Source organism: Paraburkholderia sp. USG1 (assembly GCF_031570135.1).
Taxonomy (GTDB): domain Bacteria; phylum Pseudomonadota; class Gammaproteobacteria; order Burkholderiales; family Burkholderiaceae; genus Paraburkholderia; species Paraburkholderia dioscoreae.
Genome location: NZ_JAMWXW010000001.1, coordinates 411697 through 437426, shown reverse-complemented (window position 1 = coordinate 437426; position 25730 = coordinate 411697). Strand labels below are relative to the sequence as shown.

The 25730-nt window shown below is 62.8% G+C and carries 23 protein-coding genes, 1 tRNA gene and 1 riboswitch; of the genes, 11 read left to right on the top strand and 13 right to left on the bottom strand.

Annotated features, from left to right (window positions below; all coding sequences use genetic code 11):
- Positions 1-246: 246 nt before the first annotated feature.
- On the bottom strand, positions 247-2178 hold the full coding sequence (gene thiC / locus NE850_RS02060; RefSeq protein WP_165186622.1) for a phosphomethylpyrimidine synthase ThiC: 1932 nt from the start codon (positions 2176-2178) through the stop codon (positions 247-249).
- A gap of 93 nt (positions 2179-2271) precedes the next feature.
- Positions 2272-2390, bottom strand: a riboswitch (TPP riboswitch).
- A gap of 163 nt (positions 2391-2553) precedes the next feature.
- On the bottom strand, positions 2554-2964 hold the full coding sequence (locus tag NE850_RS02055) for a GreA/GreB family elongation factor (protein ID WP_007181185.1): 411 nt from the start codon (positions 2962-2964) through the stop codon (positions 2554-2556).
- 954 nt (positions 2965-3918) lie between these two features.
- On the opposite strand from NE850_RS02055, the gene NE850_RS02050 reads away from it, so the two are divergent.
- Entirely contained in the window at positions 3919-4848 is a 930-nt protein-coding gene (locus tag NE850_RS02050; RefSeq protein ID WP_007181186.1) for an EamA family transporter, read from the top strand.
- Between the two features lie 77 nt (positions 4849-4925).
- On the opposite strand, the gene NE850_RS02045 is transcribed toward NE850_RS02050, so the two are convergent.
- Positions 4926-6980, bottom strand: coding sequence for an NADPH-dependent 2,4-dienoyl-CoA reductase (locus tag NE850_RS02045; RefSeq protein ID WP_310698384.1), 2055 nt, complete (start codon positions 6978-6980; stop codon positions 4926-4928).
- A 360-nt stretch (positions 6981-7340) separates the two neighbouring features.
- Here NE850_RS02045 and NE850_RS02040 point away from each other — a divergent pair, with 360 nt between their 5' ends.
- Positions 7341-8135, top strand: a complete 795-nt coding sequence (locus NE850_RS02040) for a DUF4397 domain-containing protein (protein ID WP_007181188.1) — start codon at positions 7341-7343, stop codon at positions 8133-8135.
- 345 nt (positions 8136-8480) lie between these two features.
- On the opposite strand, the gene NE850_RS02035 is transcribed toward NE850_RS02040, so the two are convergent.
- Together NE850_RS02035 and NE850_RS02030 are read right to left on the bottom strand one after the other, a co-directional pair.
- Positions 8481-8615: an entericidin A/B family lipoprotein gene (locus NE850_RS02035; protein ID WP_007181189.1), complete on the bottom strand. Its 135-nt coding sequence runs from the start codon at positions 8613-8615 to the stop codon at positions 8481-8483.
- Between the two features lie 236 nt (positions 8616-8851).
- Positions 8852-10321 carry a sensor histidine kinase gene (locus tag NE850_RS02030; RefSeq protein ID WP_007181190.1) on the bottom strand — a complete coding sequence of 490 codons (1470 nt, stop codon included), beginning with the start codon at positions 10319-10321 and terminating at the stop codon, positions 8852-8854.
- A 210-nt stretch (positions 10322-10531) separates the two neighbouring features.
- On the opposite strand from NE850_RS02030, the gene NE850_RS02025 reads away from it, so the two are divergent.
- The 5 genes from NE850_RS02025 to NE850_RS02005 all read left to right on the top strand — a co-directional run bounded on the left by NE850_RS02025 (position 10532) and on the right by NE850_RS02005 (position 12886).
- Positions 10532-10708: a DUF1328 domain-containing protein gene (locus NE850_RS02025; RefSeq protein WP_007181191.1), complete on the top strand. Its 177-nt coding sequence runs from the start codon at positions 10532-10534 to the stop codon at positions 10706-10708.
- Positions 10709-10817: 109 nt separating this feature from the next.
- Positions 10818-10979: a DUF1328 domain-containing protein gene (locus tag NE850_RS02020; RefSeq protein WP_006052455.1), complete on the top strand. Its 162-nt coding sequence runs from the start codon at positions 10818-10820 to the stop codon at positions 10977-10979.
- Positions 10980-11082: 103 nt separating this feature from the next.
- Positions 11083-11655: a bacterioferritin gene (locus NE850_RS02015; RefSeq protein ID WP_007181192.1), complete on the top strand. Its 573-nt coding sequence runs from the start codon at positions 11083-11085 to the stop codon at positions 11653-11655.
- Between the two features lie 149 nt (positions 11656-11804).
- The gene (locus NE850_RS02010; protein WP_007181193.1) at positions 11805-12437 is read left to right on the top strand and encodes a response regulator transcription factor; all 633 of its coding nucleotides are present in this window, start codon (positions 11805-11807) and stop codon (positions 12435-12437) included.
- A 20-nt stretch (positions 12438-12457) separates the two neighbouring features.
- Positions 12458-12886: a response regulator gene (locus tag NE850_RS02005; RefSeq protein ID WP_035518538.1), complete on the top strand. Its 429-nt coding sequence runs from the start codon at positions 12458-12460 to the stop codon at positions 12884-12886.
- A gap of 28 nt (positions 12887-12914) precedes the next feature.
- On the opposite strand, the gene NE850_RS02000 is transcribed toward NE850_RS02005, so the two are convergent.
- Positions 12915-14117 carry an MFS transporter gene (locus NE850_RS02000; RefSeq protein WP_007181195.1) on the bottom strand — a complete coding sequence of 401 codons (1203 nt, stop codon included), beginning with the start codon at positions 14115-14117 and terminating at the stop codon, positions 12915-12917.
- A 250-nt stretch (positions 14118-14367) separates the two neighbouring features.
- Between NE850_RS02000 and NE850_RS01995 the strand changes: the two genes are divergently transcribed.
- A complete protein-coding gene (locus NE850_RS01995) occupies positions 14368-14853 on the top strand; it encodes a DUF2569 domain-containing protein (RefSeq protein ID WP_007181196.1) in 486 nt (161 codons plus the stop codon).
- A gap of 10 nt (positions 14854-14863) precedes the next feature.
- Here NE850_RS01995 and NE850_RS01990 read toward each other — a convergent pair whose 3' ends face one another.
- From NE850_RS01990 to NE850_RS01970, 5 genes are read right to left on the bottom strand one after another with little or no spacing between them, the layout of a single operon-like run.
- Positions 14864-15691: a phosphodiesterase gene (locus tag NE850_RS01990; protein ID WP_007181197.1), complete on the bottom strand. Its 828-nt coding sequence runs from the start codon at positions 15689-15691 to the stop codon at positions 14864-14866.
- Between the two features lie 45 nt (positions 15692-15736).
- Positions 15737-16795, bottom strand: coding sequence for an ABC transporter ATP-binding protein (locus NE850_RS01985; protein WP_007181198.1), 1059 nt, complete (start codon positions 16793-16795; stop codon positions 15737-15739).
- The gene (locus tag NE850_RS01980; protein ID WP_007181199.1) at positions 16792-17694 is read right to left on the bottom strand and encodes an ABC transporter permease; all 903 of its coding nucleotides are present in this window, start codon (positions 17692-17694) and stop codon (positions 16792-16794) included. Before NE850_RS01980 ends, NE850_RS01985 begins: the two co-directional genes overlap by 4 nt.
- A gap of 47 nt (positions 17695-17741) precedes the next feature.
- Complete coding sequence (locus NE850_RS01975) at positions 17742-18566, bottom strand: ABC transporter permease (RefSeq protein WP_007181200.1); 825 nt, start codon at positions 18564-18566, stop codon at positions 17742-17744.
- The gene (locus NE850_RS01970) at positions 18563-19612 is read right to left on the bottom strand and encodes an ABC transporter substrate-binding protein (protein ID WP_007181201.1); all 1050 of its coding nucleotides are present in this window, start codon (positions 19610-19612) and stop codon (positions 18563-18565) included. Before NE850_RS01970 ends, NE850_RS01975 begins: the two co-directional genes overlap by 4 nt.
- Positions 19613-20191: 579 nt before the next feature.
- On the opposite strand from NE850_RS01970, the gene NE850_RS01965 reads away from it, so the two are divergent.
- Complete coding sequence (locus NE850_RS01965) at positions 20192-20845, top strand: hypothetical protein (RefSeq protein WP_007181202.1); 654 nt, start codon at positions 20192-20194, stop codon at positions 20843-20845.
- A 182-nt stretch (positions 20846-21027) separates the two neighbouring features.
- On the opposite strand, the gene NE850_RS01960 is transcribed toward NE850_RS01965, so the two are convergent.
- Positions 21028-22098 carry a LacI family DNA-binding transcriptional regulator gene (locus NE850_RS01960; protein ID WP_007181203.1) on the bottom strand — a complete coding sequence of 357 codons (1071 nt, stop codon included), beginning with the start codon at positions 22096-22098 and terminating at the stop codon, positions 21028-21030.
- Positions 22099-22278: 180 nt separating this feature from the next.
- Here NE850_RS01960 and NE850_RS01955 point away from each other — a divergent pair.
- Together NE850_RS01955 and NE850_RS01950 are read left to right on the top strand one after the other, a co-directional pair.
- Positions 22279-22363: transfer RNA gene (locus NE850_RS01955), tRNA-Leu, on the top strand.
- A gap of 499 nt (positions 22364-22862) precedes the next feature.
- The gene (locus NE850_RS01950) at positions 22863-23978 is read left to right on the top strand and encodes a porin (RefSeq protein ID WP_007181204.1); all 1116 of its coding nucleotides are present in this window, start codon (positions 22863-22865) and stop codon (positions 23976-23978) included.
- 100 nt (positions 23979-24078) lie between these two features.
- On the opposite strand, the gene NE850_RS01945 is transcribed toward NE850_RS01950, so the two are convergent.
- Positions 24079-25428, bottom strand: a complete 1350-nt coding sequence (locus NE850_RS01945; RefSeq protein WP_007181205.1) for a PLP-dependent aminotransferase family protein — start codon at positions 25426-25428, stop codon at positions 24079-24081.
- Positions 25429-25730: the final 302 nt, after the last annotated feature.

Sequence of the window (25730 nt, the reverse complement as noted above, 5' to 3'; positions counted from 1 at the left end):
GATTGGAAGTAGTCACCGTTCTTCCATTTGATGTTATCGCCGCAGCCCGTGTCCGGATGTGTGCACCTGTCAACGAACTGACGGTTTCGTAATCAAATGTTTCCCTTCATTCAGCACGCGGCGTGCCCGGCCGCTGGAAACGCAAAAGCCCGCTGGTGGCGGGCTTCGATACTGCAATGCAGAGGTCTGGCGGACCGGATGGCGGATGGAACCGCGCAGCGCTAACGGTGCATCCGCGTCCGAACCTTACTGCCGCTGATAAATCTCGGCGCCTTTCTTCATGAACTCGATCGACTTCACTTCCATACCTTTCTTCAGCGCTTCGTCGTCGGTGACGCCTTGTTGCGCGGCGAACTCGCGCACGTCCTGCGTGATTTTCATCGAGCAGAAGTGCGGCCCGCACATCGAACAGAAATGCGCGACCTTGGCCGAATCCTTCGGCAGCGTTTCGTCGTGGAATTCGCGCGCCTTGTCCGGATCGAGACCGAGGTTGAACTGGTCCTCCCAGCGGAATTCGAAGCGCGCTTTCGAAAGCGCGTTGTCACGCACCTGCGCGCCCGGATGGCCCTTCGCCAGATCGGCGGCGTGCGCGGCGAGCTTGTAGGTGATGATGCCGGTCTTGACGTCGTCCTTGTTCGGCAAGCCGAGGTGCTCCTTCGGCGTGACGTAGCACAGCATGGCCGTGCCGAACCAGCCGATCATCGCAGCGCCAATGCCCGACGTGATGTGGTCGTAGCCCGGCGCGATGTCCGTGGTCAGCGGTCCCAGCGTGTAGAACGGCGCTTCGTCGCACCATTCCAGTTGCAGATCCATGTTTTCCTTGATGAGTTGCATCGGCACGTGGCCGGGGCCTTCGATCATGGTCTGCACGTCGTGCTTCCACGCGATCTGCGTGAGTTCGCCGAGCGTCTTCAATTCGCCGAGCTGCGCTTCGTCGTTGGCGTCGTAGATCGAGCCGGGGCGCAGGCCGTCGCCCAGCGAGAAGGCCACGTCATACGCCTTCATGATTTCGCAGATGTCTTCGAAGTGCTCGTACAGGAAGCTTTCCTTGTGATGAGCGAGACACCATTTCGCCATGATCGAGCCGCCGCGCGAGACGATGCCCGTCATGCGTTTGGCCGTGAGCGGCACGTATTGCAGACGCACGCCCGCATGAATCGTGAAGTAGTCGACGCCTTGCTCGGCCTGTTCGATCAGCGTGTCGCGGAAGATTTCCCACGTCAGGTCTTCGGCCTTGCCGTTGACCTTTTCGAGCGCCTGGTAGATCGGCACCGTGCCGATCGGCACTGGGCTATTGCGGATGATCCACTCGCGCGTTTCGTGAATGTGCTTGCCGGTGGACAGGTCCATCACCGTGTCGCCGCCCCAGCGGATCGCCCACGTCATCTTGTCGACTTCCTCGCCGATGGAAGACGACACCGCTGAATTGCCGATGTTCGCATTCACCTTCACGAGGAAGTTGCGGCCGATGATCATCGGCTCGCTTTCCGGGTGATTGATGTTGTTCGGGATGATCGCGCGGCCGCGCGCCACCTCTTCGCGCACGAACTCCGGCGTGATTTCGGTGAGGCCGTTCGGACCGAACGCGCTCGCGCCGAACGCCTGGCCCGGATGCTGGCGGCCCATCATCGCGGCGAGCTTTTCGCCGTTCGGGCCGCTCGTCTTCAGGCTTTCCAGATACTCGGCGCGGCGCTGGTTTTCGCGAATCGCGATGTACTCCATTTCCGGCGTGATGATGCCTTTGCGCGCGTAGTGCATCTGCGAGACGTTCTTGCCGGCGATCGCGCGGCGCGGCGTGCGGTGCAGGCCCTGGAAGCGCAGGTCGGCGGTTGCCGTGTCGGCGGCGCGTTCGCGGCCGAAGTCGCTCGACAAGCCGGTCAGCGCTTCGGTGTCGCCGCGCTCTTCGATCCAGGCCTGACGCAGTGCCGGCAGACCGGCGCGGATGTCGATTTTGGCGTCCGGGTCCGAGTAGGGGCCCGACGTGTCGTAGACATAGACCGGCGGATTCTTTTCGCCGCCGAAGCTGTCGGACGTGTCGGCCTGCGAGATTTCGCGCATCGGCACGCGGATGTCGGGACGCGAGCCGGTCACGTAGACCTTGCGGGAATTCGGCAGCGGCGCGACAGCGGCTTCGTCGACGTGCGCGTCGGCGGAAAGGAACTTCGGGTTGGCGTTCATGCGTATCTCCGTTGCAAAGCTATGTGGGGCGGCTAAGCAGGAGACGAGACGGAAGTTGTCGGAAATCGCGAGAGGTGAGGCGATAAAGCTGGAGCGCGAAATCCGTACGCTTCCCTGCGCTGGCATTATCCAGATCAGGTTCAAAGGGTATTTCTCACCCACGCAACACGGACCTCCAACCTCCGTGCGACGCAGGACCCCCGCGTTAGCAGCGCACACGATACACCGGCTTCCCGCTGCTTGGCAACCCGTCAGGAAACGCCGGCTGGCGGATAGCGCAGCGGTCGGCCACGCGCGAGTCGGGTGTCGAGGCGGCTGGCATCAGGCTGGCGCCACGATGCGGCGCGACACGTTTGCTATGGCGTGGCGCTGTGCTTACAGCGTGAAATCGTCCGCGGCTTCGGGTTGAAACAGGATTTTTTCCAGCTTCAGCACCTTCTCCGTGCCGCTCGGCGGCGTGAAGCGGATGCGCTCGCCGCGCTTCGCGCCGAGCAGGGCGAGGCCGGCGGGAGAGAACACGTTCAGGCGACCGTGCGCGAAGTCCGCGTTGGGCGGATAGACCACCGTCCAGGTCATGTGCTCGCCGCTGGTTTCGTCGACCAGCGTGGCTTGCGAATTCATCGTGACGACATTGGCCGGAATCTCGTGCGAATCGACGATCACCGCGCGCTCCAGGACGTCGTCGAGCATGTCCTGCAAACGCGCGTCGGCGCCGGGCGCGGCCGCGTGCTTCTCGAGACGGGTGACGTCGAGCTCGGTCAGATAACAGGTTTTCGTCTTTTTCACGATGGGTACTCCAATTCGATCTGCATGTAGGGAAACAGCGTGCGGATGAGATCGGCCCGGAGCCCGACAACGCGGCTCAGGCAATGGAGCGGGCAGCGTTAGATCGGGCGCCGGGCGGCGTGGAGCGGGAGCGTTCGGGACAGCTCGCCGGTGCGACGCGGCATGGACTCCGCGCGCGCGCAACCGGTTGCGCGGGGCGGGCGCAAGCGGGAGAAGGCACGGGAAGTCGGAAAGCGCATCGAGATAGCCAGTGGGTAGCGAAAGAGGATGAAGCGGGCGCCGCAATACAGTTGTACGGGCGCGATCGAAAGGTGAATGTTAGCACGGGAGGTGCTGCCTTTAGACTTTAGCACAGGGCCGGGAATCTCTCGTCGCGGCGCCCGGCCCGGCCCGTTTGCCACGCCCTGCCAGCCGCGGTAAATCGTGTGCGCCGTGTGCGAGCCGCCCGCCGTCTGCCCGAGCCCGTCTGCTCAGACGTTACGGATACCGAATCATGAACAAACCCATCCGGCGATCCGCTCGACCGGTGGGCGAGAGCCTCGACTACGGATCGATCCACAGCAACTCGCGCCAGTTCACCCCGAAGCGCAGATTAACGCAGCCGTTCGCGTGCAACGCGTTCCGAGGTATCGACGCGACGAAGATCCAGGGGAAACGCCCACGGCCATTTTTGTTGCGAGTAAGTCAAAAAGTTACGATTCTTTCAAGCGACGCGGTGGGCGCTTACTGCATAATGCGATGCGCGCCAACCATTTGGCGCGTGTTCGCCGTGGCCCGATCTGTTTCGGCCGCTGCGGCGTTGTGGCTCCCTTGGCCATCTATCGTCCTTCCGTTCCACCAACATGTCCGCCAGCCTCGCCCGTCAGACCGTATCGCCGATGCGGTGTCCGCCATCCCGCCTCAGGGTCTTCAGCGGGGGCGCAGCACCTCGAGCGGCATGGGCGGGTTGAACGCATGTCGCTGCAAACTCCAAGCCGTTTTCCGCGTGGTTTCCCGCTCCGTTTGCCACAGTCCCGCAACGGCCAGCTCGCACTCGCGCTCGCCGTCGTCTATCTCGTGTGGGGTTCGACTTATCTTGCCGTGCACGTCGCGCTGGGTTCGTTTCCGCCGCTGCTGCTCTCGGGGTTGCGCAATCTGTTCGCCGGCATAGGGCTCTTCGTTTTCGCGGCGCGCCGCAATCCCGTCTGGCCGGGCGCGGTGGAAATCCGCAATGCCGGGCTGGTCGGCACCATGCTGGTCGGTTTGTCGAGCGGCATGCTCGCCTATGGGATGCGCACGGTCGGCACCGGCACCGCGGCGGTGATGGTCGCCACCGTACCGCTGTTTGCGACCGTGATCGCGGCAGTGGCGGGGCGCAAGATCGGCCGGGGCGAGTGGTTCGCGGTCGGCCTCGGTCTGGTCGGCATTGCGATTCTCAGCCACGGCGACAGCGCGCCGGGCTCGGCGGGCGGCAGCCTGGCGATTCTGTGCGGCGCGCTTTTCTGGGCGGGCGGCGCGCATCTGGCCGGGCGGCTGAAGCTGCCTTCGGACCTGTTTCTTTCGACGTCGCTGCAAATCGGTCTGGGCGGCGCGATGTCGACGCTGGTCGCGTGGGTCTCGGGCGAACGCATGGCCGAGCTGCATTTACTGCCGCTGCTGGCGTTCATCTACCTGATGCTGATCGGGACGATGGCCGCCTATGTCGCGTACGGTTTTCTGATCCGGCACACCAGCCCGATCATTGCCAGCAGCTGCATGTATGTGAACCCGGTGGTGGCCGTGGCGCTCGGTGCGCTGCTGCTCGGCGAGCCGGTAACGCGCTCCACGGTGATCGCGACTATCGTGATTCTGGCGAGCGTGGGGCTGTCTTTCTGGTTCGACTACCGGAAGAAGGGGCTCGCCTGACGTTCACCTGGAGTCTGGCTTGGGTTTGCATTGGGTTTGCCCTGAATATGCTTGACCCGGGCAGCAGGCCGCCGCCTTCACAGCGCCGCCGCCACTTCCGCGCCTTCGCGAATCGCGCGTTTCGCGTCCAGTTCGGTCGCGACCTTCGCTCCGCCGATCAGGTGATAGCGCGGCCCCTCGGCCCGATGCGCTTCTCCTGCCGCCGGCTGCGGATGCAGATCGCGCAGCGATTCCTGCCCCGCGCACACCACGATCGTATCCACTTCGAGCCATTCCTCGACGCCTTCGCGGGCGATCTTCAACCCGCGCGCACTGATCTCCAGATACGACACGCCGCCAAGCATTTTCACCCCGTTCCTCGCCAGCGTCGCGCGATGCACCCAGCCGGAGGTCTTGCCGAGCCCCATGCCGAGCTTGCCGGCCTTGCGCTGCAATAGCCATATTTGCCGCGGCGGCCGCGGCGGCCGCGCCGGCGCGGGCGGTTTCAGGCCGCCGCGTTCCTGCACGGCAAGATCGACACCCCATTCGTCGAGCCACGCGTCGCGCGGCATGGGCAGCGGGTCGCCCGCGCGATGCAGCAGAAACTCGCTGACGTCGAAGCCGATGCCGCCCGCGCCGATCACGGCGACGCGCTGGCCGACCGGCGCACCCCGCAGCACGTCCACATACGACAGCACGTTCGCTGCATCGATGCCGGCAATCGCCGGCCGCCGCGGCACGATGCCGGTGGCGACGATCACGTCGTCATACGCGCCGGCGGCAAGCAGCGCGGGATCGACGCGCGTGTCGAGCCGCACGTCGACGCGGTGGCGCTGCAACTGGCTCTGAAAATAACGGATCGTTTCGCTGAACTCTTCCTTGCCGGGCACGCGCATCGCCAGATTGAACTGGCCGCCGATCGTTGCGCTCGCATCGAACAGCGTCACGCGATGCCCGCGCGACGCTGCCACCGTCGCCGCCGACAATCCCGCCGGACCCGCGCCGACCACCGCGACCGAACGCGCGGCCTGCGTTCCGGCGACGGGCCGGTAGATCAGCTCGGTTTCACGTCCCGCGCGCGGATTGACGAGGCATGTCGCGCGCTGGTTCCTGAAGGTGTGATCGAGGCAGGCCTGATTGCAGGCGATACAGGTGTTGATTTCGTGCGTGCGCCCCTCGGCGGTCTTCACCACGAACTCCGGATCGGCCAATAGCGGCCGCGCCATCGAAACCAGATCGCCTGCTCCCTGTGCGAGCAGTTCTTCCGCGACGTCGGGCGTATTGATGCGGTTCGACACGATCACCGGCACCCTGACGGCGGCCGTCAATCGCGCGCTCAGCTCGGCGAAAGCCGCGCGCGGCACCGAGGTCACGATGGTCGGCACGCGCGCTTCGTGCCAGCCGATGCCGGTGTTGAACATCGTCACGCCGGCGGTTTCGAGCGCGCGGGCGACCTGCACGGTTTCGTCCCACGTGTTGCCGCCCTCCACCAGATCGATCAGCGAGATCCGGTACATGACGATAAAGCGCTCGCCGCACACGGCACGCACCCGCTCGACGATCTCGCGCGCGAGCCGCATACGGTTTTCGATGCTGCCGCCGTAGGCGTCGGTGCGCCGATTGGTGCGTGGACACAGGAACTGGTTGAGCAGATAGCCTTCGCTGCCCATGATCTCGACGCCGTCGTAACCCGCGCGCCGAGCAAGGCGCGCGCAGCGCGCATAGTCGCGCACGGTCTTCGCAATGCCCGCGATGCTCAGCTCGCGCGGCTTGAACTTCGAGATCGGCGATTTGATCGCCGAAGCGGAGACGACGAACGGTTGATAGCCATAGCGGCCCGCATGCAGAATCTGCAGCGCGATCTTGCCGCCCTCGGCGTGCACCGCCTCGGTCAACTTCCGGTGATTGCGCAGATCGAACACGGAATTCAGCGTGCCACCGAACGGCAACAGCCAACCCTCGCGACTCGGCGAGATGCCGCCCGTAACGATCAGACCGACGCCGCCCTTCGCGCGCTCGCGGAAATACGCGGCCAGCTTCGGGTAATTCCAGAAGCGGTCTTCCATGCCCGTATGCATCGAACCCATCACCACGCGGTTGCGCAAGCGGGTGAAGCCCAGGTCGAGTTCGGCGAGTAAGTGTGGGTAAGGCATGCGGAGGACCGTGTAAGTATTGGATGCGCACGAACGATACACCGCGCGGCGTGCCAACCCTCCGAGGAAAAATTCTAATCCCCGCAAGTCATTGCCCCGTAAGACATTCTTCAGCCGCCACCAGCCAAGTGGAAGCCTGCGGCACACGCATTGCTCGAAGCGAGCGTCCATCGACACGGACCGCGCCGCCCGGATAAAGGCGCGATGTGCGGCAGGGATAGGAGGGGGTGCTCCGTTTCGGAGAGCCGGCCTGAACCGTTCCAACGACCAGCGAACAAGGTTTCAGACGGCGTGTTGCCCGAAGCGGGACGTCCACAAATCAATGGGCCGAGAGCCCGACAACATCGATAGGTGAACATAATGAAACTGATCCGAACCATGGTGGCGATGGCTGCGGTTGCATCCATCCTGAGCGCGTGTGGCGGCGGCTCCGACGACGTGGGCAAGGAACTCGGGCTGACCAATCCGGAGATCCATTTCATCCATGCCATTCCCAGCGGCCCGGCAGTCGACTTTCTCGTGAACGGCACCGCGCCCTCGGGACAGACGAACATCAACTATAAAGGCGTGACGAACTTCACCAATATCAACACGGGTGCGACCACGGTCGCTTACTCCGCGACCGGCACGACGACGGCGCTCGCGAGCGGCAGCTTTCCGGATGTGGCGAAGGGCCACGAATACACCGTGCTCGCTTTGCCGGGCCTCGCCGCACCGGACATCGGCCTGATCGACGATCCGTTCGACAAGGGCCTGCTCTCGAATAGCGCACGTCTGCGCGGCTTCAACGCGTCGGCGAACGCGACCAATCTCGACCTGTATCTGGTCCAATCGACCTCGACCGACATTACCAACGCCGCGCCGACCATGGCCGGTGTGGCCTTCAAGAACGCGGTGCCGGCGAGCGGCCAGGATTCGATCTATGTGTCCGGCGGCACGTACGTGCTGATCGCGACCGTGGCGGGCAGCAAGACGCCGATCTTCCAGTCGACGGCGTTCACGTTGTCGAACAATGCCGACTGGCTGGTGACGTCGGTGCCGATCGCGGGTGCGCTGAGCCAGCTCGTGCCGGGCCAGATCCATCTGCTGGTGGCACAGAACGGCAATACGCAGACGCCGAGCGTCGAATTGACGAACACGCTGACGGGCCAATAAGCGCGCTGTAAATCGCCTGCGATCGAAGCCTTAACGGAGCGGGTACGGCAATAAACGACAGGTCCCGGGAGGACGGAGCGGCGATCCACGTGAGTGGATCGCCGTCTTGTTTGCGGCTTCGACCACGCGCGGTAGCCACGACCGTGACCGATGCGAGCGTAAAGCGCGCGTGAAGTATCCATGAAGCGCTCATGAAGTACGACGCGTACCACCGAAGTACCACGCGTACCACCTTCCAGCCACAAAAAAACCCGCCGCGGTTCTTCCCCGCAGCGGGCTCTCCCTATCTCTCATGCCAGGCGCTGCAAAGCGCCGGCCGTGTGCTTCTTTCTTGTTAGACGCCGCTCACTTGGCCTGATCGGCCGAGTTGGTGATAGCGTTGCCACCCTTCGAAATGTCCTGCCCGGCCCCCGCCATCGTGTTGCAACCGGCGAGCGCAGCTGTCCCTGCAATGAGAAGCAAAGCGATCAGTCGATTCATGAAAAGTTCTCCTTGTCGAGAATGCATCGGTTGACGTGCCCATGTTGTACGGCACGTGCTAGCTGAGCTAGCTGTCGTCCGACCGGGGCTTACGCCAGTCGATCCGGTCTGATTGCATGGTAAAAAAAGGGCGGAGGCGGCGCTGTCGGCTGCACTGCGATTTTCATGTAGGCGTGCTCCGGTGTTTGCGTCGGCGCACGCCTACAAGCCTCACTAGCGCTTTGCGTGGGCCTTTGCTAGACGGACGTTCGCGAGGGCGTGGCCGGCGGCAGATCGACCGAAGGCGTCGCGGTGCTGACGCTCGGCATCTCCACGTGGATGTCGGTGCCGTTGGGCACGCCGCGCCGGATCTCGAAGCGCCCGCCATGCGCCGCTACGCGCTGGCGCATGCCGAGCAGCCCGTGAGTGTGGGTGCGCTTCAGATCGGCGGGCATGATGCCGACGCCGTTGTCGGCGATATGCAGCGCCACCTGGCCGTCACCCACCTGCAAGGCGATCGATACCTTCGAGGCTCGCGCGTATTTGGCGGCATTGGTGAGCGACTCCTGCGCGACGCGAAACAGCGCGATCTCGGTCTGCTCGTCGAGCTTGATGTCGTCGGCGGGCAGGTGCAGGTCGAGCGTCCAGTTGTTGCGTTGCGCGGCTTCGTCGGCGAGCGTGCGCAACGCGGTGACGAGCCCGAAGTTCGCCAGCACCGTAGGCCGCATGTCTTCGATGATGCGCCGCTTGAGCGCGATGCCCTGATCGAGATTCGCGAGCGCCCGCTTGAGTTTCTCGGAGATGTCCGGCGCGCTGTCCTTCAGCTTGCGGTTGGCCCAGGCCACGTCCATTTTGCTCGCGGTCAGGATCGCGCCGAGCTCGTCGTGCAGTTCACGCGCGAGCTGGGTCTTTTCGTTTTCGCTGACCGCCTGCAGGTGCCAGCCGAGCGCCTCCAGTTGACGGGTGCGTTCATTGACGAGCTGGTCGAGTCCTTCCTGTTGTGTGATCAATTGACGCTGCACGCGCGCCTGACGATCGATCTGAATGCCGAGATTGCGAAACAGCAGAATGAACAGCACGATGTTCAGCGCCGACAGACCGGCTGCGCATAGCGTGGAGATGCGCTGATCGCCGCGGCTCGCGGCGAGCGCGTGTTGCGCGCGGCGCTCCTCGTTGTCGCGCAGCAGCGTGAGCGTGCTGTCCACCAGCGACGCGTCGGCCGGATTGGCCTCGCTCGCGCTGCCGCACGTGGCCAGGTCGAGCGGATGCGGCGCCGCGCCCTGCAGCGCGGACGCGCCCGCGCCGATACGCGCCTCGATCAGCGCGAGAATCTGCGTGAAGCTCGCGAGTTCTGCGCTGTCCGCCTTGCCGCTGCGGTAGAAGCGGTTCAACAGTTGCTCGCTCTGACGGATGCGCACAGCGGTAGCGCAGAACTCGCGCGCGGCGGCGTCCTGCCTTGTCAGAAGAAAATCGCTTTGCTGCGCACTCAGGCGCGAGAGCTGGCTCGCAAGGGTGCTCAGCTGCACGGTGACGTCGCGTGCTTCGAGTGCGGTCTCGTACTCGGCGGCAATGCGCTCGCGCGCGGTTTCGAGAATCACGAGGCCGCCCACGGTAATGACGATCGCCACCGTCATGGCGATCGCCCAGCTGCGATTGCGCATCCAGTCGCTCAGCCGGGCGGCGGTTCCAGCATCGACCGGGTTCGGCACGTTCTGCACATTTGGCACATTCGGCTCCTCTGATGGGGCATCAGTGTAACGTCCGCCGCTTGCGGCGCCCGCGCGTTCGCTCCTGCAATGCAGCATTGCCGTAACGCGGCCGTAATCCAATGTCAGCGGATTCTCACACGAAAACCGGCGTGCGTCGGAATGCGCCCGGCGTCACTGATCGTTAGGATGGACCTGATCGTTCAATCAATGTTTCGGGAGGAAGCCATCATGCTGAAATGGGCGTTGTTCTTCGCCGTCGTCGCGGTGATCGCCGGGGTTCTTGGCTTTACCGGCGTAGCGGCAGGCGCGGCGGCGATTGCAAAGTTCCTGTTTATCGTATTCGTGATTCTGTGCGTGGTGTTCCTCGTGCTGGGCTTCGTGGTGACGAAAAAGATCGTCGATTAGCGCTGCTCAACGAGGCGTTCGCAAACCGTGGCTTTGCGCACGGCAGACGGTTCGCCAGTCAACGGCCTGTGCCGATGCCACACAGATACCAACAGGAAGGAGAGTTGCCATGCTTCACTATGCCATTGTCTTTTTCGTGATCGCGATCATTGCCGCCGTGTTCGGTTTTACCGGAATCGCGGCAGGCGCCGCCGAAATTGCAAAGATTCTGTTCTACATTTTCCTCGTCGTGTTCGTGGTCACGCTGCTGCTCGGCGTATTCCGAACGTAGACGGGCATGGCAGCAGCCATTCCTCGTTTTCCTTGCGCCGGCGCATCAGGCGCGATTCGTGCGTGATGCGCAGTTCCCCCATACCGGATAAAGGAGAAATTCAATGTCGAAGCTACCTGGCGCCCAGGGCGCGGCCACTCAATCCAGCGACCCGTTCGTGATGGACCTTGCAAAGATCCGCGAAGAGGCTCGCAAGCACATGTCGGACGGCCCGGTCACGCAAAGCTATGGCGCGGACCGCGAGACGGTGTTGAAACTATGCAATGACGCACTGGCCACCGAAATCGTCTGCGTGCTGCGTTACAAGCGGCATCACTTCATGGCGAAGGGCATCAACTCCGAGGCCGTGGCTGCGGAGTTCGCCGCGCATGCCGCGGAGGAACAGGAACACGCCGACAGCATTGCCGAGCGGATCGTGCAACTGGGCGGCGAGCCGGATTTCGCTCCGGACGGTCTGAAAACGCGCTCGCATTCGGAATACAAGGAGGGCGCCAACCTCACGGACATGATCAAGGAGAACCTGATCGCCGAGCGCATTGCGATCGACACCTACCGCGAGATCATTCGCTATCTCGGCGATAAGGACGTGACGACCCGTCGTATGTTCGAAGACATTCTCGCAGTCGAAGAAGAGCACGCGGACGATATGGCGGATCTGCTCGAAGGCCGCGAGTAAGCGGGGTGGCGCAATGGGCGCGGGTGGGTCTGGCGGGTTACCCGCGCCGGCATGCGCCACCGGGTTTTTTTCGATTCCGGCAGAAGCCACACCGGAGGTCACTACAATGTCTGCTCTGGCGCGATTCCATTGCACGGACACCCAAAACAATGATTCGAGTGTTGATAGCTGACGACCATGCGATCGTCCGAGGTGGCTTCAGGCAGTTCGTCGCTGACGAGCCGGATATGTGCGTCGCGGCTGAAGCGGCCACCGGCGACGAAACCATCAGCCTCGTGCGCGAGCAGGCGTTCGACGTGGTGCTGCTCGACATCGCGATGCCGGACAAAAACGGCATCGACACCTTGCGCGTGATCAAGCAGGTGCGCCCGAACCAGGGCGTGCTGATCCTGTCGGGATACCCGGAGAGCCAGTACGCGATCAACCTGCTGCGCGCGGGTGCCAACGGTTATCTGAACAAGGATTGCGAGCCCGATGAGATCGTGCGGGCGATTCGTGCGGTAGCGCGCGGGCATCGTTACCTCTCCGAGGCGCTCGCCGATACGCTCGCCGACAACCTCGACAAACCGGCTGTCGGGCGGCCGCATGAAGCGCTCTCCGAGCGCGAGTTCCAGATTTTCTGCAAGCTCGCGGCGGGACAGATTCCTACGGAGATTGCGGAGGAATTGCATTTGTCCGTGAAGACGGTCAGTACCTACCGGGCCCGCGTGCTGGAGAAAATGCGGTTGGCGAATAATGCCGATCTGACTTATTACGCGATCAAGAACGGCTTGATCGAATAATGGACGATCGAGATATGCCGATGAACAGCGAATCGAACCCTGTTGCCGAGCCCGCCCGGCACACGCCATTACGTGTGCTGCTGATCGAGGATTCGCCGCTGATTCGCAGAAGCCTGGTGGAAGCGATCGACGCCTCCGGTCTGCTCAAGGTGGCGGCCTACGCGGATTCTGCGGACCAGGCGATCGCCCTGTTGAGCGATGAGTCGTTCGACGCGGTCATCGTCGACCTGCAGTTGAAGCAGGGCTCGGGTGTGCCGGTACTGGCCTACCTGCAACGGGAAGGGCTGATCGACGCGGTGTTCGCCGCAGTCCTGACCAATCACGCGCTGCCCGCCTACCGGGAGCGCTGCGAACAATATGGCGTGCGCCACTTTTACGACAAGTCGTTCGAGTTCGACCGGGTGATCGACGCGCTGCACGACTATGCGTACGCGCGAAGCGGCAAATGAGCGCTCCGCGCCGGCAAGGGACGACTGACTAACCCTTCGCGGCGTCGGCGGGAAGCGCCAGATGATTCCACGCCGCCAGCCCGGCGAACGCGAGCCCGGCAGCGCTCACGCCGAGCCATCCGAAAGCCGGCCACACGGCCGCGCCCACGCCGGAGCCGATCGCTCCGCCAATGAAATACGCCACCATGTACACCGTATTCACGCGGCTGCGCGCGTCCGGCTTGAGTGCATAAATGCGCGACTGATTGGAGATCTGCGCGGCCTGCACGCCGATATCGAGAATGATCACGCCGACCACCAGGCCCGCAATGCTTTTCGCCGACGCGCCGAATACGACAAACGAAATCGCCACCAGCACGATCGACACGGTGATGATCGCGCGCGGTCCGCGCCGGTCGGCGAACTTGCCGGCGAGCGGCGCGGCCATCGCGCCTGCCGCGCCGACGATGCCGAATAACCCGGCCGCCTGCGGCCCGAGATGAAACGGAGCGCCGGCCAGCAGCAAGGCCAGCACCGACCAGAAAATGCTGAACGCCGCGAACAGGGCCGCGCCGGTGAGCGACGCTTCACGCAGCGCGCGATGCTCGACCACCAGGTGCCACATCGACACCAGAAGCTTGCCGTAGGGCAGCGTCGAAGTGGGCTGGCTCTTCGGCAGACGCAGAATGATGACGACCGCCAGCACCAGCAACGCGATCACGGACGCGCCGAATACCGCGCGCCAGCCGAAATATTCGGCGATCACACCCGAGGCCGTTCGCGCCAGCAGGATCCCCAGCAGCAAACCGCTCATCACCGTGCCGACCGCGTGGCCGCGTTCCGCCGGCGGCGCGAGTTCCGCCGCGAACGGCACGGCTTGCTGCGCGATGGTGGCGAGCACGCCGATCGCGAGACTCGCGACGATCAGCACGGACAGCGTCGGCGCCGCGGTCGCCACCACCAGCGCGCCGCAGATTCCCACGATCTGCAGCAGGATCAGACGGCGCCGGTCGAAGCGGTCGCCGAGCGGCGCCAGCAACAGCATGCCGGCCGCGTAACCGAGTTGCGTGACGGCCGGCACCGCGCCGACCCACGACGCGCTACGCGGAAACGACTGGCGGAAGTCGTCGAGCAGCGGCTGGTTGTAATAGATGTTCGCGACCGCGACGCCGGCGATGGTGGCGAGCAGAAGCAGCAAGCCGCGCAGCGACCGGTCGGCGGAAGCGGGGGTGGACGGGTTGGAAGTGGACATGAGAGAGGGCGGTCGACGGACCGGCCCATGCGCGGTCCTCAAGCGTGCCGATCATACCGGAGCCAGGCGGATCGTGCAGACGGCCGCGAGCGCTGAGAAAGCGCCGCATATGGCTTGCATGAACAGGGTCAATGGGAAAGCGCCGCTTGAAAACGCCGCGCGAACAAAATGAGATGGTCGTTCGGTTTTCGTTCGTAGAATCGGCGCGCGTTATCCGGTTACCAACCCACACGACTATCAGAACGACTCCATGCGCTCGACCACCCCACATGAACCTCTGCGCATCCGCGGCTGGCTGCTGCTCGCCTTGATCTGCCTGGCCGCCTGGGTGCTCCATACGGCGATCGCGATGCGCGATCCGCTCAAGCTGATGCTCGAATGGGAACTGTTGGCCGTATTCGTACGACGCGAAACGCACGGCTGGTATCGCGCCGTGGTCGCGATGGTCGGCTGCGACGTCGCTACCGGCGTGTTCATCGTCGCAGGTGCGGGTTGGCTGGCGCTGCTCGCGTGGCGCAGATCGGCGCGCTTTGTGGCGCAGGTGCAAGCATGGCTCGTCGCCATTGTCGTGATGCGTGCCGGCGCATATCTGCTCGGCGATTACATGACGCACGCCATCGGCATCGACATTGCCGTTCCGTACGACGGCGTCATTCAGGCGGTGGTTGCAGCCGCGCTCGGGATTCCGTATTTCAGGTCGTCCCGGCGCGTGCATGAGACTTTCATCGGCGCGTGAGCCGCGAGCGTCAATCGATCAGATCGCCCTCGGGCTCGTAAAAGGGATACGGCCCATCGGCGGCATCCACATAGGCGTGATGCGTGACGATACCGGTTGCCGGATCGTAGTGATGCAGCGCATACGCGGGCGGCTCCATCATGAACGCGGACGGTGCATCTTCGTGCAGATCGAGCGCGACCTGATGCGCGGGCGCCGGCACCGCGGAGGCGATCGTGCCGCCAAACCGCACGAACATGGGCCGGTGCACATGCCCGCAGATCACCCGCTCCACGTTCGGATAACGCGCGATCAACGCCGCGAGTCTGTCGGCGGCGGCGGGATCGAGCCGCAGTTCGTCCATATGCCCGATGCCGCACACGAACGGCGGATGATGCAACGCGACTATGGTCGGCTTGCCTTGGGCTGCATCGAGTTGCGCGGCGAGCCAGGCGAGCCGCGCGTCGCACAGAGTGCCCGCGCTTTGGCCCGGCACCATCGAATCGAGCGCGATGAGTCGCAGCGCCCCGAGATCGACCGCGTATTGCACGAACTCGCCGCCGCTCGCCAGTTCCTTGCGATCGGGAAACGCGGCGCGCAACGCAGCGCGCTCGTCGTGATTGCCGACCAGCATGAAGTAGGGAATTTCCAGCGGCGCAAGCAGTGTCTTGAGATGCTCGTACTGTTCCGGATCGCCCTGATCGACGAGGTCGCCAGTCATGATCACCGCGTCGGGACGCGGTTCGAGCGCATTCAGGGCGGCGACGCAGCGTGCGAGATAGGCGCCGGTATCGACGCGGCGGTAAGCGAGCGCGCCGGGCCGTTTGATATGCAGGTCGCTAATTTGAGCCAGCAGCATGGGGATGTCCTTTTTATTGCGCGCCAAGAAAACAGCGCGGCTTCATTACGATAGCGCAATCAACGCGTCCTGCGCGATTGAAATGCCGACCGGCGTGCCGCGCGCCAATTCCACCCGGCCGGCTACGTCGATCAGCAGCGCGTCCGGTGCGGCGCCGCCGACCGTCAGACGTGTCCGTTCGCCGAGAAACGCGGTGCTTTCGATATGGCCGCGCAATTGCGCATGAGCCGGGTCGGCAAGATAAGCGTCTTCGGGACGGAAGAAAATTTCGTGTGCCGGGCTCGCGTGGGTAGAGCCTGCGGGCAGCGGCACGGCGCCGCCGGTGGTCGTCAGCATGCCGTCGCGCCGTTCGCCCGCGAGCCGGTTGATCGTGCCGACGAACTGCGCGACCGTGCGGTTGGCGGGGCGGTAATAGATCTCGCGCGGCGAACCGATTTGCTCGATGCGCCCCGCGCTCATCACGACGATGCGATCGCCCAGTTCCATCGCTTCGGCCTGATCGTGCGTGACGTACACGGTCGTGATGCCCAACTCGCGCAGCAGCGTGTTCATCTGGCTGCGCAAAGCGTCGCGCAAACGCGCGTCCAGCGCCGTGAGCGGTTCGTCCAGCAGCAGCACGCGCGGCTGCACCGCGAGCGCACGGGCCAGCGCGACACGCTGGCGCTGGCCGCCCGAGAGCTGATCGATCGGTTTGTCGGCGTGCGCGGTCAGACGCATCATGCCGAGCAATTCGTCGACGCGCTGGCGCACGGTCTCAGCCGGCACACGTCTGATTTTCAGGCCATAGCCGATGTTGCCGCGCACCGTCAGGTTCGGAAACAGCGCGTAGCTCTGGAACACCATGCCGACCTGGCGCTTTTCGATCGGCAGGGCGGTGACGTCGTCGGCGCCGAACGCGATGCGGCCGCCGGCGTCCGGTGTTTCGAGCCCGGCGATCATGCGCAGCGTCGTGGTCTTGCCGCAGCCCGACGGCCCGAGCAGCACCAGCGTTTCACCGGCGCCGATATGCAGATCGAGCGGTTCGAGCACGCGCGTGCCGCGAAACGTTTTCGCGCATTGCGTCAGCGCAATGGGTACAGCAGCGGGAACGGAAGCGAGTTTCATGGCTGGGGGGACTTCGAAGAGGAGGCGGTAACGCGCTTTTTCGCCGCGCTGCGCTGGCCGGTCGCATCGACGCCGAGCCACTGCATGGCGACGAGCAGCGGCATCGTCATGATGAAAAACAGAATCGTGTAGGCGCTGCCGATCTCGATGCGCAGCGACGCGTAGGTGTCGGCGAGACCCACCGGCAGCGTTTTGGTGTCGGGCGTGTGCAGCATCCACGTGAGGTTGAATTCGCCGATCGAGAGCGTCAGCACCGCCAGCGCGCCGGCCACGATGCCGGGCCGCGCGTTCGGCAGCACGATTGTCACGAAGCGCTGCAGGAAGCTCGCGCCGAGACTCGCGGCGCCTTCTTCGAGCGTGCGCAGATCGCTGCTCGCGCACACGGCGGCGACCGCGCGCACCATGAAGGGCAGCGTGAACACCACATGGCCGACCACGATAAACGCCACGCTCATGCGGAACACGGTGAAGCCGCCGTACACCACCAGCAGCGCGAGCGCGGATGCGAGACCGGGCAGCGCGATCGGCAGCACCAGAAACTCTTCGATGATGCGCGAAAGGCGCGTCTTGCTGCGCGCGAGCACGTAACCCGCGGGCACGCCGGTCAGCAGCGTGACGACCAGGGTCGCCGCCGCCACTTCGAGCGAGAGAAACACCGAGCCGTGATATTGCGTCCACACTTCCGCGAGCCAGCGCAGCGTGAGTCCGCTCGACACGCCCTTGAAGTAGTTGACCGTCAGCCCCGCCATGATCGACATGACGACCGGTACGATCAGGAACGCGCACAGCAACAGTGTGACGAACCATTGGCCGGCGGCGAGCCACGTTCTGGCGCCCGGCAGGCGCAGGCGCGGGCGCGGCTTCGCCGCCGGCTGTAAAGAGGCAGTGATGGAATTCATTGAAGTCCCGTCTTCCGGTCTGGCAGCGCCAGGCCTGGACATACCGTTCATGCGCTTGCCGCCACGGCCGAGCCGCTTACGCTGCGCGCCAACGCCAGGACCGCCCACGTCACCAGGCCGAGCACGATCGAGAGCCCGGCGGCCGTCACCATGTTCGCGTTGAGGGTGAACTCGGTGTAGATGGTCATCGGCAGCACGTCGATGTCCGTGGCGAGTGTGAAAGCGGTGCCGAATGCGCCCATCGCGGTGGCGAAGCACACCGCGCCCGCCGCGATCAAACCCGGCGAGAGCGCGGGCAGCACGACGTCGCGCATGATCCGCCACGGCGACGCGCCGAGCGAGCGCGCGGCTTCTTCGAGCGACGCATCGAGCTTGGTCGCCGACGCCATGACGGTGACGATCACGCGCGGAATCGAGAAGTACAGATAGCCGAGAAAGAGGCCGCTCATCGAATACGCGAACACCCAGCGGTCGCCCGTGAGTTTCAGCGAGAGTGCGCCGATCAGTCCCTGGCGTCCCGCGAGCATGATGACCATGAAACCGACCACCACGCCGGGAAATGCCAGCGGAAACGTGAGCAAGGCGAGCAGCGTGCGTTTCAACGCAAACTCGCGGCGCGCCAGCAGCAGACCCGCGATCACCGACAGCACCAGCGTCGCCGCCGTGACCGCCGCGGACAGCAGAACCGTCGCGCCGAGGCTCGACATGTAGCGCGGATTGGTCAGCATCGCGCGATAGGTGGCGAATGCGTGGCCGTCGCCGCTCAGCTGCGCGAGCGCGCCCATCGGCAACAGCCAGAAGGCGATGAACACCGCCAGCGCGGGCGCAATCAACGCGATGCGCCAGCGCAGCGGGAACGTGATGTCGTTCAATGCATCACCTGCAGATAACGCTCGCCGAAACTCGACTGCTTCTCCGCCATCTTGCCGAAGTCCACCGGTTTGGCGCGCGCATAGTCGCTCGCCGGCAGGAATTTCGCGGCGGTTTCCGGCGTCATCGCATTCGCGCGGACCGGGCGCAGATAGGCGTCGGCCCACAGCTTCTGGCCTTCGTCGGAGAGCACGAAGTCGAGCACCTTCTTGCCGTTCGCTTCATGCGGGGCGCCCTTCACGAGACTCATCACGTACGGCACCGAAATCGTGCCTTCCTTGGGAATCACGAATTCGACGTTCGCGTGATCCTTGTATTTGGCGCGGTAGGCGTCGAAATCGTAGTCGAGCAGGATCGGAATTTCACCGGACATCACGCGCGCATACGCGGTCTGCTTCGGCACGATCGGCGCATTGGCTTTGAGCTTGCGGAACCAGTCGAGGCCCGGCTCGAAGTTGTCGAGCGTGCCGCCGAGCGCCTGATTTACCGCGACCGCGCCCGCATAGCCGACGAACGCGCTCGACGGATCGAGGTAGCCGATCATGCCTTTGTACTCGGGCTTGAGCAGGTCGGCCCACGAGCGCGGCACGGGCTTGCCTTCGAGCGCGTCCTTGTTGACGAAAAAGCCCAGTGTGCCCGAATGAATCGAGAACCAGTAGCCCTGCGGGTCTTTCATGTTGGTGGGAATGTCGTCCCAATGTGCGGGCTTGTACGGCTGGATCACGCCCTTGTCCTTCGCCTGGAAAGCCGACGAGACGCCGAGATACACCACGTCGGCGACCGGGCTCTTCTGCTCCGCCATGAGCTGGGCGATCGACTGGCCGGAGTTCTTGTTGTCGAACGGCACGCGAATGCCGGTCTTTTGCTGGATCGCCTTGATCTGGCTCGCCCAGTCGGCCCATTCGGGCGGGCAGTTGTAGCAGATCGCGGTTTCGTCGGCGTGCGCGAGCGACGGCGCGGCCAGAGTCAATACAAGTGCCGATGCGGCAAACGCGGCGCGCGCCAACTGACGCACTCGAACAAAAGCGGTGGAGGAACGGCGGGTCACAGCAATCTCCCAGAGATGGACAAGGTGGCTTCAGCGGTTGTGTCGAGTACGGGTGAACTGACGGAATGCACGTCACGTGATGCGGCATCGGACAGCGCCGGCATGCCGTGCTGTTCGGGATGTAAACGTTTTCGTCGAGCGGATTATCGGGAACGTATGTGACGACGCTATGACGTGTGGCCTGCCGCCGTGGCATGCGCGTTGAGGTGATCGCGACGAAGCGAAGGCAGGTTGCGGATGTCGGGACGAACGTTGGACGAGCGACGAAATAGCCCAGCGGGGGGCGCGCGCCGATTACCAGTCCGACCGGATCCGATGGTTTTGTATGGTCTGTCCGCCTCCGCATTTTCCTGCGATATCTGATTCGCATGGAAATACCGGTCCCTGATTTATTGCTACTTTAGGAGTTCTCCGATGGGCGGCGAGTGGGGGCAAATTCACTATGAAATCGCCGTTTGTTAAGCGGCTATGAATGACAAGATCAACTGAATTTATAAAAAAGGAGGTTTTATAAAGGCATCTTGTTTGGATCCCGGTTTGTCCGAAGGTCACCGTAAATTTCTGATATTAGAGGATTGTATGAAAACCAATCTATTGTTGGCTCTGACTGCCCTGCTTTTATCTGTTTGCGCGCCTGCTAACGCAGCCACGGAATGCTATTTTGAGAAAACCCATGACGCTGTGGATTTGAATATCAACAATCTGGTGTTTCAAAACGTCGTTGCGCCGAAGTCAGGATATACGGTGATCAAGCCAACCGGCAGCATGTCGATCACACCCACCGATGACAATATCACTTCGAACTGCGATCTCGGGCAGGGCGGGCAGGCATTGAGGGGTAAGAATAATCGCGCGGGTTCGACGGACTATAAATATGCGACTGTCACGGACGCCAACGGCAACTCCCATCAGGCTGTTTTGTATAGCACAACTGCGCCGGGAATATACTATGCAATCAAAATTACAAACGACGCGTGTGCAGATAATTCAGGATTCATTCCCGCTAATAATTCATACCTCAATCTATATGACGTGGGGGATTCAAGGGAAAAGCAGTGTATGAACGGGGTAAAGCATTTTACCTTCGGGGTTCAGTTTTACGTAGGCTCGGACTATAAAGGTGCGAAAGGCACGTTCAAGTCCAATGAGGTGGTGCACGGTAGCTTCAATATCTCTGGCGCAGTCGACGAAGTGACGGTAAAGACCGTGATATTTACCGCCACCTTGAAATAGTCTTTTCTTCCCTGTTCATGCCCGGCGCCAGGATCAGGAACGGCGCGGGGCAGTTTCGTACGGGATTGTCGGGCTTCCACTCATTTTGCAGAGCGAGCCTGTTTTCGTCGACTACGGCGTGCGACGCCGACTGTACGGCGCATCCGGTTTCAGCAGTCACCAATGGCCGGTGCGCGGGCGTCTCATGCAAACGGCCGTTCGACGGTTGCCGAGGCACGCAACGGCGAGGGTTCGTTGCGGTTCGAAATCGCAGCGATAGTGGCGCCCTCGCGCAAGCTGTGCGGCAAAGTCAACGTGAGCGACGTTTCACTCATGGCCTCGTAACTGCCGGTCACGCGCGCCAGCAAGCGCTGCCAGGCCGCGCAGCCGATTTCGCGATTAGGCGCACAGATGGTGGCGAGTGGCGGCGACAGCAGTTCGCCCATTGCGAGGCCGTCGAAGCCGAGAATCGACATGTCGTGAGGAATCTGCAGACGCGCGCGGCGCAGGCCCCGCATGACCACCATTGCCAGCAGATCGTTGCTGCAGAAGAGCGCGCTGGGGCGGTTCGCGCCGCTCGTCAGATGGGCGAGCACGGCGGGCGACAGTTCCTCCGCGTTGAAATCGACCTCGAGCGCGGGCGCCGGCGTGAGGCCGGCTTGCTGCATGGCCTGCGAATAGCCGAGGTGCCGCTGACGGGCGCGGTCCGAGGCGGCCAGCGTGCCCGCGAGCATAAGAATGCGGCGATGGCCATGGGCGATCAGCATGCGTACGCCGTCATAGGCGGCGAGACGGTTGTCGACCGCGACCGATGGACGGCGCACCGTGTCGTTATGCATCAGCACGTACAGCAGCCCTGCGCGGTCGAGTTCGTCGAGTAGCGGATGTGTGTCGGCATCGGCGACCGTCAGGATCAGGCCTTCCACGCGCTGTTCGCGCAGCGTTTCGATAGCGTGGCGTTCGCGCTCGGCGTCGTACTGCGTGGTCATCAGCATGAGCCGGTAGCCTTGCGCCGACGCGAGTTCGTCGATGCCTTGCAGGCACTCGGCGAATACGGGATTGGCGAGCGTCGGCAGGATGACGCCGATCAGACGCGTGCGTTCGCCACGCAATTGACGGCCGAGCGGGCTGGGGCGGAAGTGCAGGGCGTCGATGGACTGACGCACTTTGTCGAGCGTGACCGGGTTGACGGTGTGCGGCGCGTTGATCGCGCGCGATACCGTGGCGATGGAGAATCCGGCGTGGGCAGCGACATCTTTGATCGTCGGAGTCATGAGTTTCCGCTCGGGTCGTAAACGTTTTCGTGAGCGGATTATCGGGAAGGTTTGTGACTCCAGGATGAATTCAATTCCTGGTTTGCGGCGTCTGGAATCGGGGCGCGAGGCAGGCGGCTCAGCGTTTGGTACGCTCGCGGCGAAATGGTAGAATTCGCGTCCACCTGCGTTCCGACCCTTGCCGGGGTGATGAAATTGGTAAACATAGCGGACTTAAAATCCGCCGCTTCACAGCTTGCCGGTTCAAGTCCGGTCCCCGGCACCACTGCAACTCTCCGCATATTTCCTTCTTCTCCCTGCCTTCCTCTGCGCAGTAAGGTTTTTTCTGCCTGATCAGATCCGCCGGCGACGCATGCCTTTCCGCGCCTTTCCTGGCATAGGGTTTACGCAAATTCCACGAACAAAGCCGGCCGACGACTCCACGACACTGCCGCGTGCGTACGATTGCCGCCGCAACCGACCCGCTCAATCAATCGCCGTGGCTGCGCACGGCGCTCTTCCTTCTCATGCTTGGCGGCATGCGCCAACACCCGCTGCGCAGATAGGCGCCGACCCTCGCAGATGCCTTTCACGCCACAAATCACGACTAATGTTCAATAACATAAAAATTATTGTACATTTTTTTTGTAAAACATAAGCTGCGTTCAATCGATACACGGCTCCCGCGCGGCGACGAGTCGATTCCCGTAGCGACGAGGCACGTGACAAGCGTTTTTTCTCAACATTTATATGTTAGGAATACTACATTTATAGGGGAACGTGAAATGAAGAATTGGGTTGGTGCAGTCGTCGCATTTGGCTGGTTGGCTTCAGCAACCGATCTCGCCCACGCGCAGAGTAGTGTGGCTTTGTATGGATTGATCGACGAAGGCTACACGTACGTTTCCAACATTGGTGGCCACAGCTCGAACGCTTTGGCTAGCGGGATCGCGCACGGAGACCGCTGGGGACTTAGGGGAACGGAAGACCTGGGCGGCGGTCTTTCCGCGATCTTCGATCTTGAAGGCGGGTTCAATCTCAACACGGGGGCGACCGGAAATGGTGGCGCGATCTTCGGCCGCCAGGCATGGGTCGGCCTGCAGAGTCAGAAGTGGGGCGCCGTGACCGCGGGTGATCAGTACGACATCATTTCGGACTACATGTGTGATTACAACGTCGGCTTCTACGCGAGCGGATATGGTATTCACGAAGGCGATATCGACCGGATGGAATGCGACCGCCTGCCCAATGCGGTGAAGTACACATCGCCCAGGATTGGCGGCTTCAAGGGCGGTATCATGTATTCGTTCAGCAACGTTCCTGGAAGCTTCCATACGGGCAGTGCGTGGGAAGTGGGTGGCAGCTACATCTTCGGCCCGCTTCATCTGGGGCTGGCCTGGGCCTCGCTGCCGGGCAAATCGATCGATCCGTATGGGCAGCTCGGCACGCCGGTATTTTTCGGGCAGACGGTCGCCACGGTCACCAGTACGAAAGCAACGGATCTGAACACCGCTTTCGTGCTCAACAAGTACAACATCTTCGCAGTTGGCGGAAGTTACAAGTTCGGCAAGGTGACGGTGATGGCCAACTTCACAAACACGGAGTTGGGCTACCACGGCATGACTTCGTACATGCATGTATTCGAGGGCGGCGCGATCTACAACCCTACGCCGGCCTGGGGGCTGATTGCGAGCGCCCAGCATGATGCGCTTCAGGGTCATGCGTGGAATCAGGTGTCGGCCGGGGTGCAGTACTATCTGTCGAAACGCACCACGGTGTACGTGTCCGGCGACTATATCAAGGCATCTGCCGGGGTCAACCCGGAACTCGGATGGTTCGTGAACCCGTCGCTCACCAACAAACAGATGGACGCACGCCTCGGTATTACTCACAAGTTCTGAAGCGGCTAACTTCGGTATCCCGGTACCACAAAGCCCCGGGCCGCGCGTAACGGCTCGGCGTTTTCGTAGAGGAAGAAGCAGCCGTCCAAAGCAGACATGCCTATTCTCTCGAAAGCATACCTTCGCCACGGCGTGATGCGTGAGCCAGCGCGTCGGCGATCGCATCGACGTTCTCCGCGGTAATATTCGCGCTCGTGGCCACGCGTATGAAGGGGCGCGGTGTGACCTGAAAACTGGAACCCGGCTGCACCGCGATCCCGCGCGCGGCGAGCGTAATAAGCGCGAACTGCTCGTCAGGCACCGGCAGCCAGATGCACAAGGCGTCGCGGCCCGAAACGTGGAGGCCACGTTCGATCATGGCGGCCCCGAGCGTTTCGCGGCGTTGTGCATAGACGCTGCGCGCGTGCTCGATTTCCTTCAGCGATTTGGGCGTGGTGAGCAGATGTGCCGCGGCCCCCTGCAAGATCCGGCTCGTCCAGCCTTCGCGAAAATTGCGGTATGCCTGAATCTGATCGGCGAATTTGCTCGAACTCGAGAGCACCGCAAGCCGGAAATCCGTACCCAGCGACTTCGACATCGTTCGGATATGCACGACGCGATCAGGGTACATGCTGCCAAGGCTCAGAGGCCGTTGACTCGCGAGACCCGAAAGGCCGTCCAGTTCAATGATGAGCGTGTCGTTGTCCTTGAACAGGGCGCCGAGCTGTTTGAGGCGCTTTGCGCTCAAGCGTTCGCCGGTTAGTGCATGGGAGCCCGGCTGAAAAAGAAACACGACCGGCTTTTCATTGAGTGCCGCCGCGAGGGATTCAGGCAGCGGTCCCTCCGAGTCGCACGCCACGCCCACGACGCGTGCACCGAGCTTTTCCAGAATATCGAACACCCGCAACGCGGTGGGATCCTCGATCGCGACGGTCGCGCCGGGCACGACAATGGTTTGCAACGTTGTGTGCAGGCCGTCGTATCCGCCGTTGACGGCCGTGAACGTGCAACCTTCGTACGACCAGTCCTGCGCTATCACTTCTTCCAGTTCCGGCGCAATGGTGTCGCGCACGTAGCTGTTCAGATGACTCACACGATGTGCCTTCGACAAGGCCTCGCGAATATCCGGCAGCAACTGCGGATCGGGCGACGCGAATCGCAGGTCCGCGACGATGTTCTCGCCGTAGTTCGCGAAGTCCTCGTACCGCGCGGGACGTAGCGAGGTCTGATCGCCGCGCACCCATGTTCCCGTGCGGCCGCTGCCGCTCACCATCCGGTACGTGCGCAACTGTTTCCACGCGCCGGAGATCGTCGCGGGGCTCACACCCATGGCGTCGGCCAGATCGCGGACTGGCGGAAGTTGCGAGCCGATTGGAATCGTGCCGTTGCGGATCAGGTTCGCGACTTCGAGCGCGATGCCTCGCATCGTCCGGGCGGTGACGAGTTCAACAAGAGTCTCGAGGGTCATCATTTTCTTTATGTTCAATAACAAAAAAACGATTGTACATTTTTTTTGATGTACATAAGCTGTTTTTCATTCGATAACGCTTCGCTGCGATTGTCAGCTACCGCTGTGTTGGGTGCCCGCTGCGGGAGGTAAGGCTTGCGGGTCGGAAGAACAAGACAGCTAACAATCACAGTGTACGTACTGCGCAAAGCAACGCGTAGACACACGTTGACGACGTAAAGCGGACAACGTTCGCGCCGCGCTATCGAACAGGTTAGCCGGCGAACGAGCCGGGGTTCGTCACATTTGCAAATACCACATGCAAT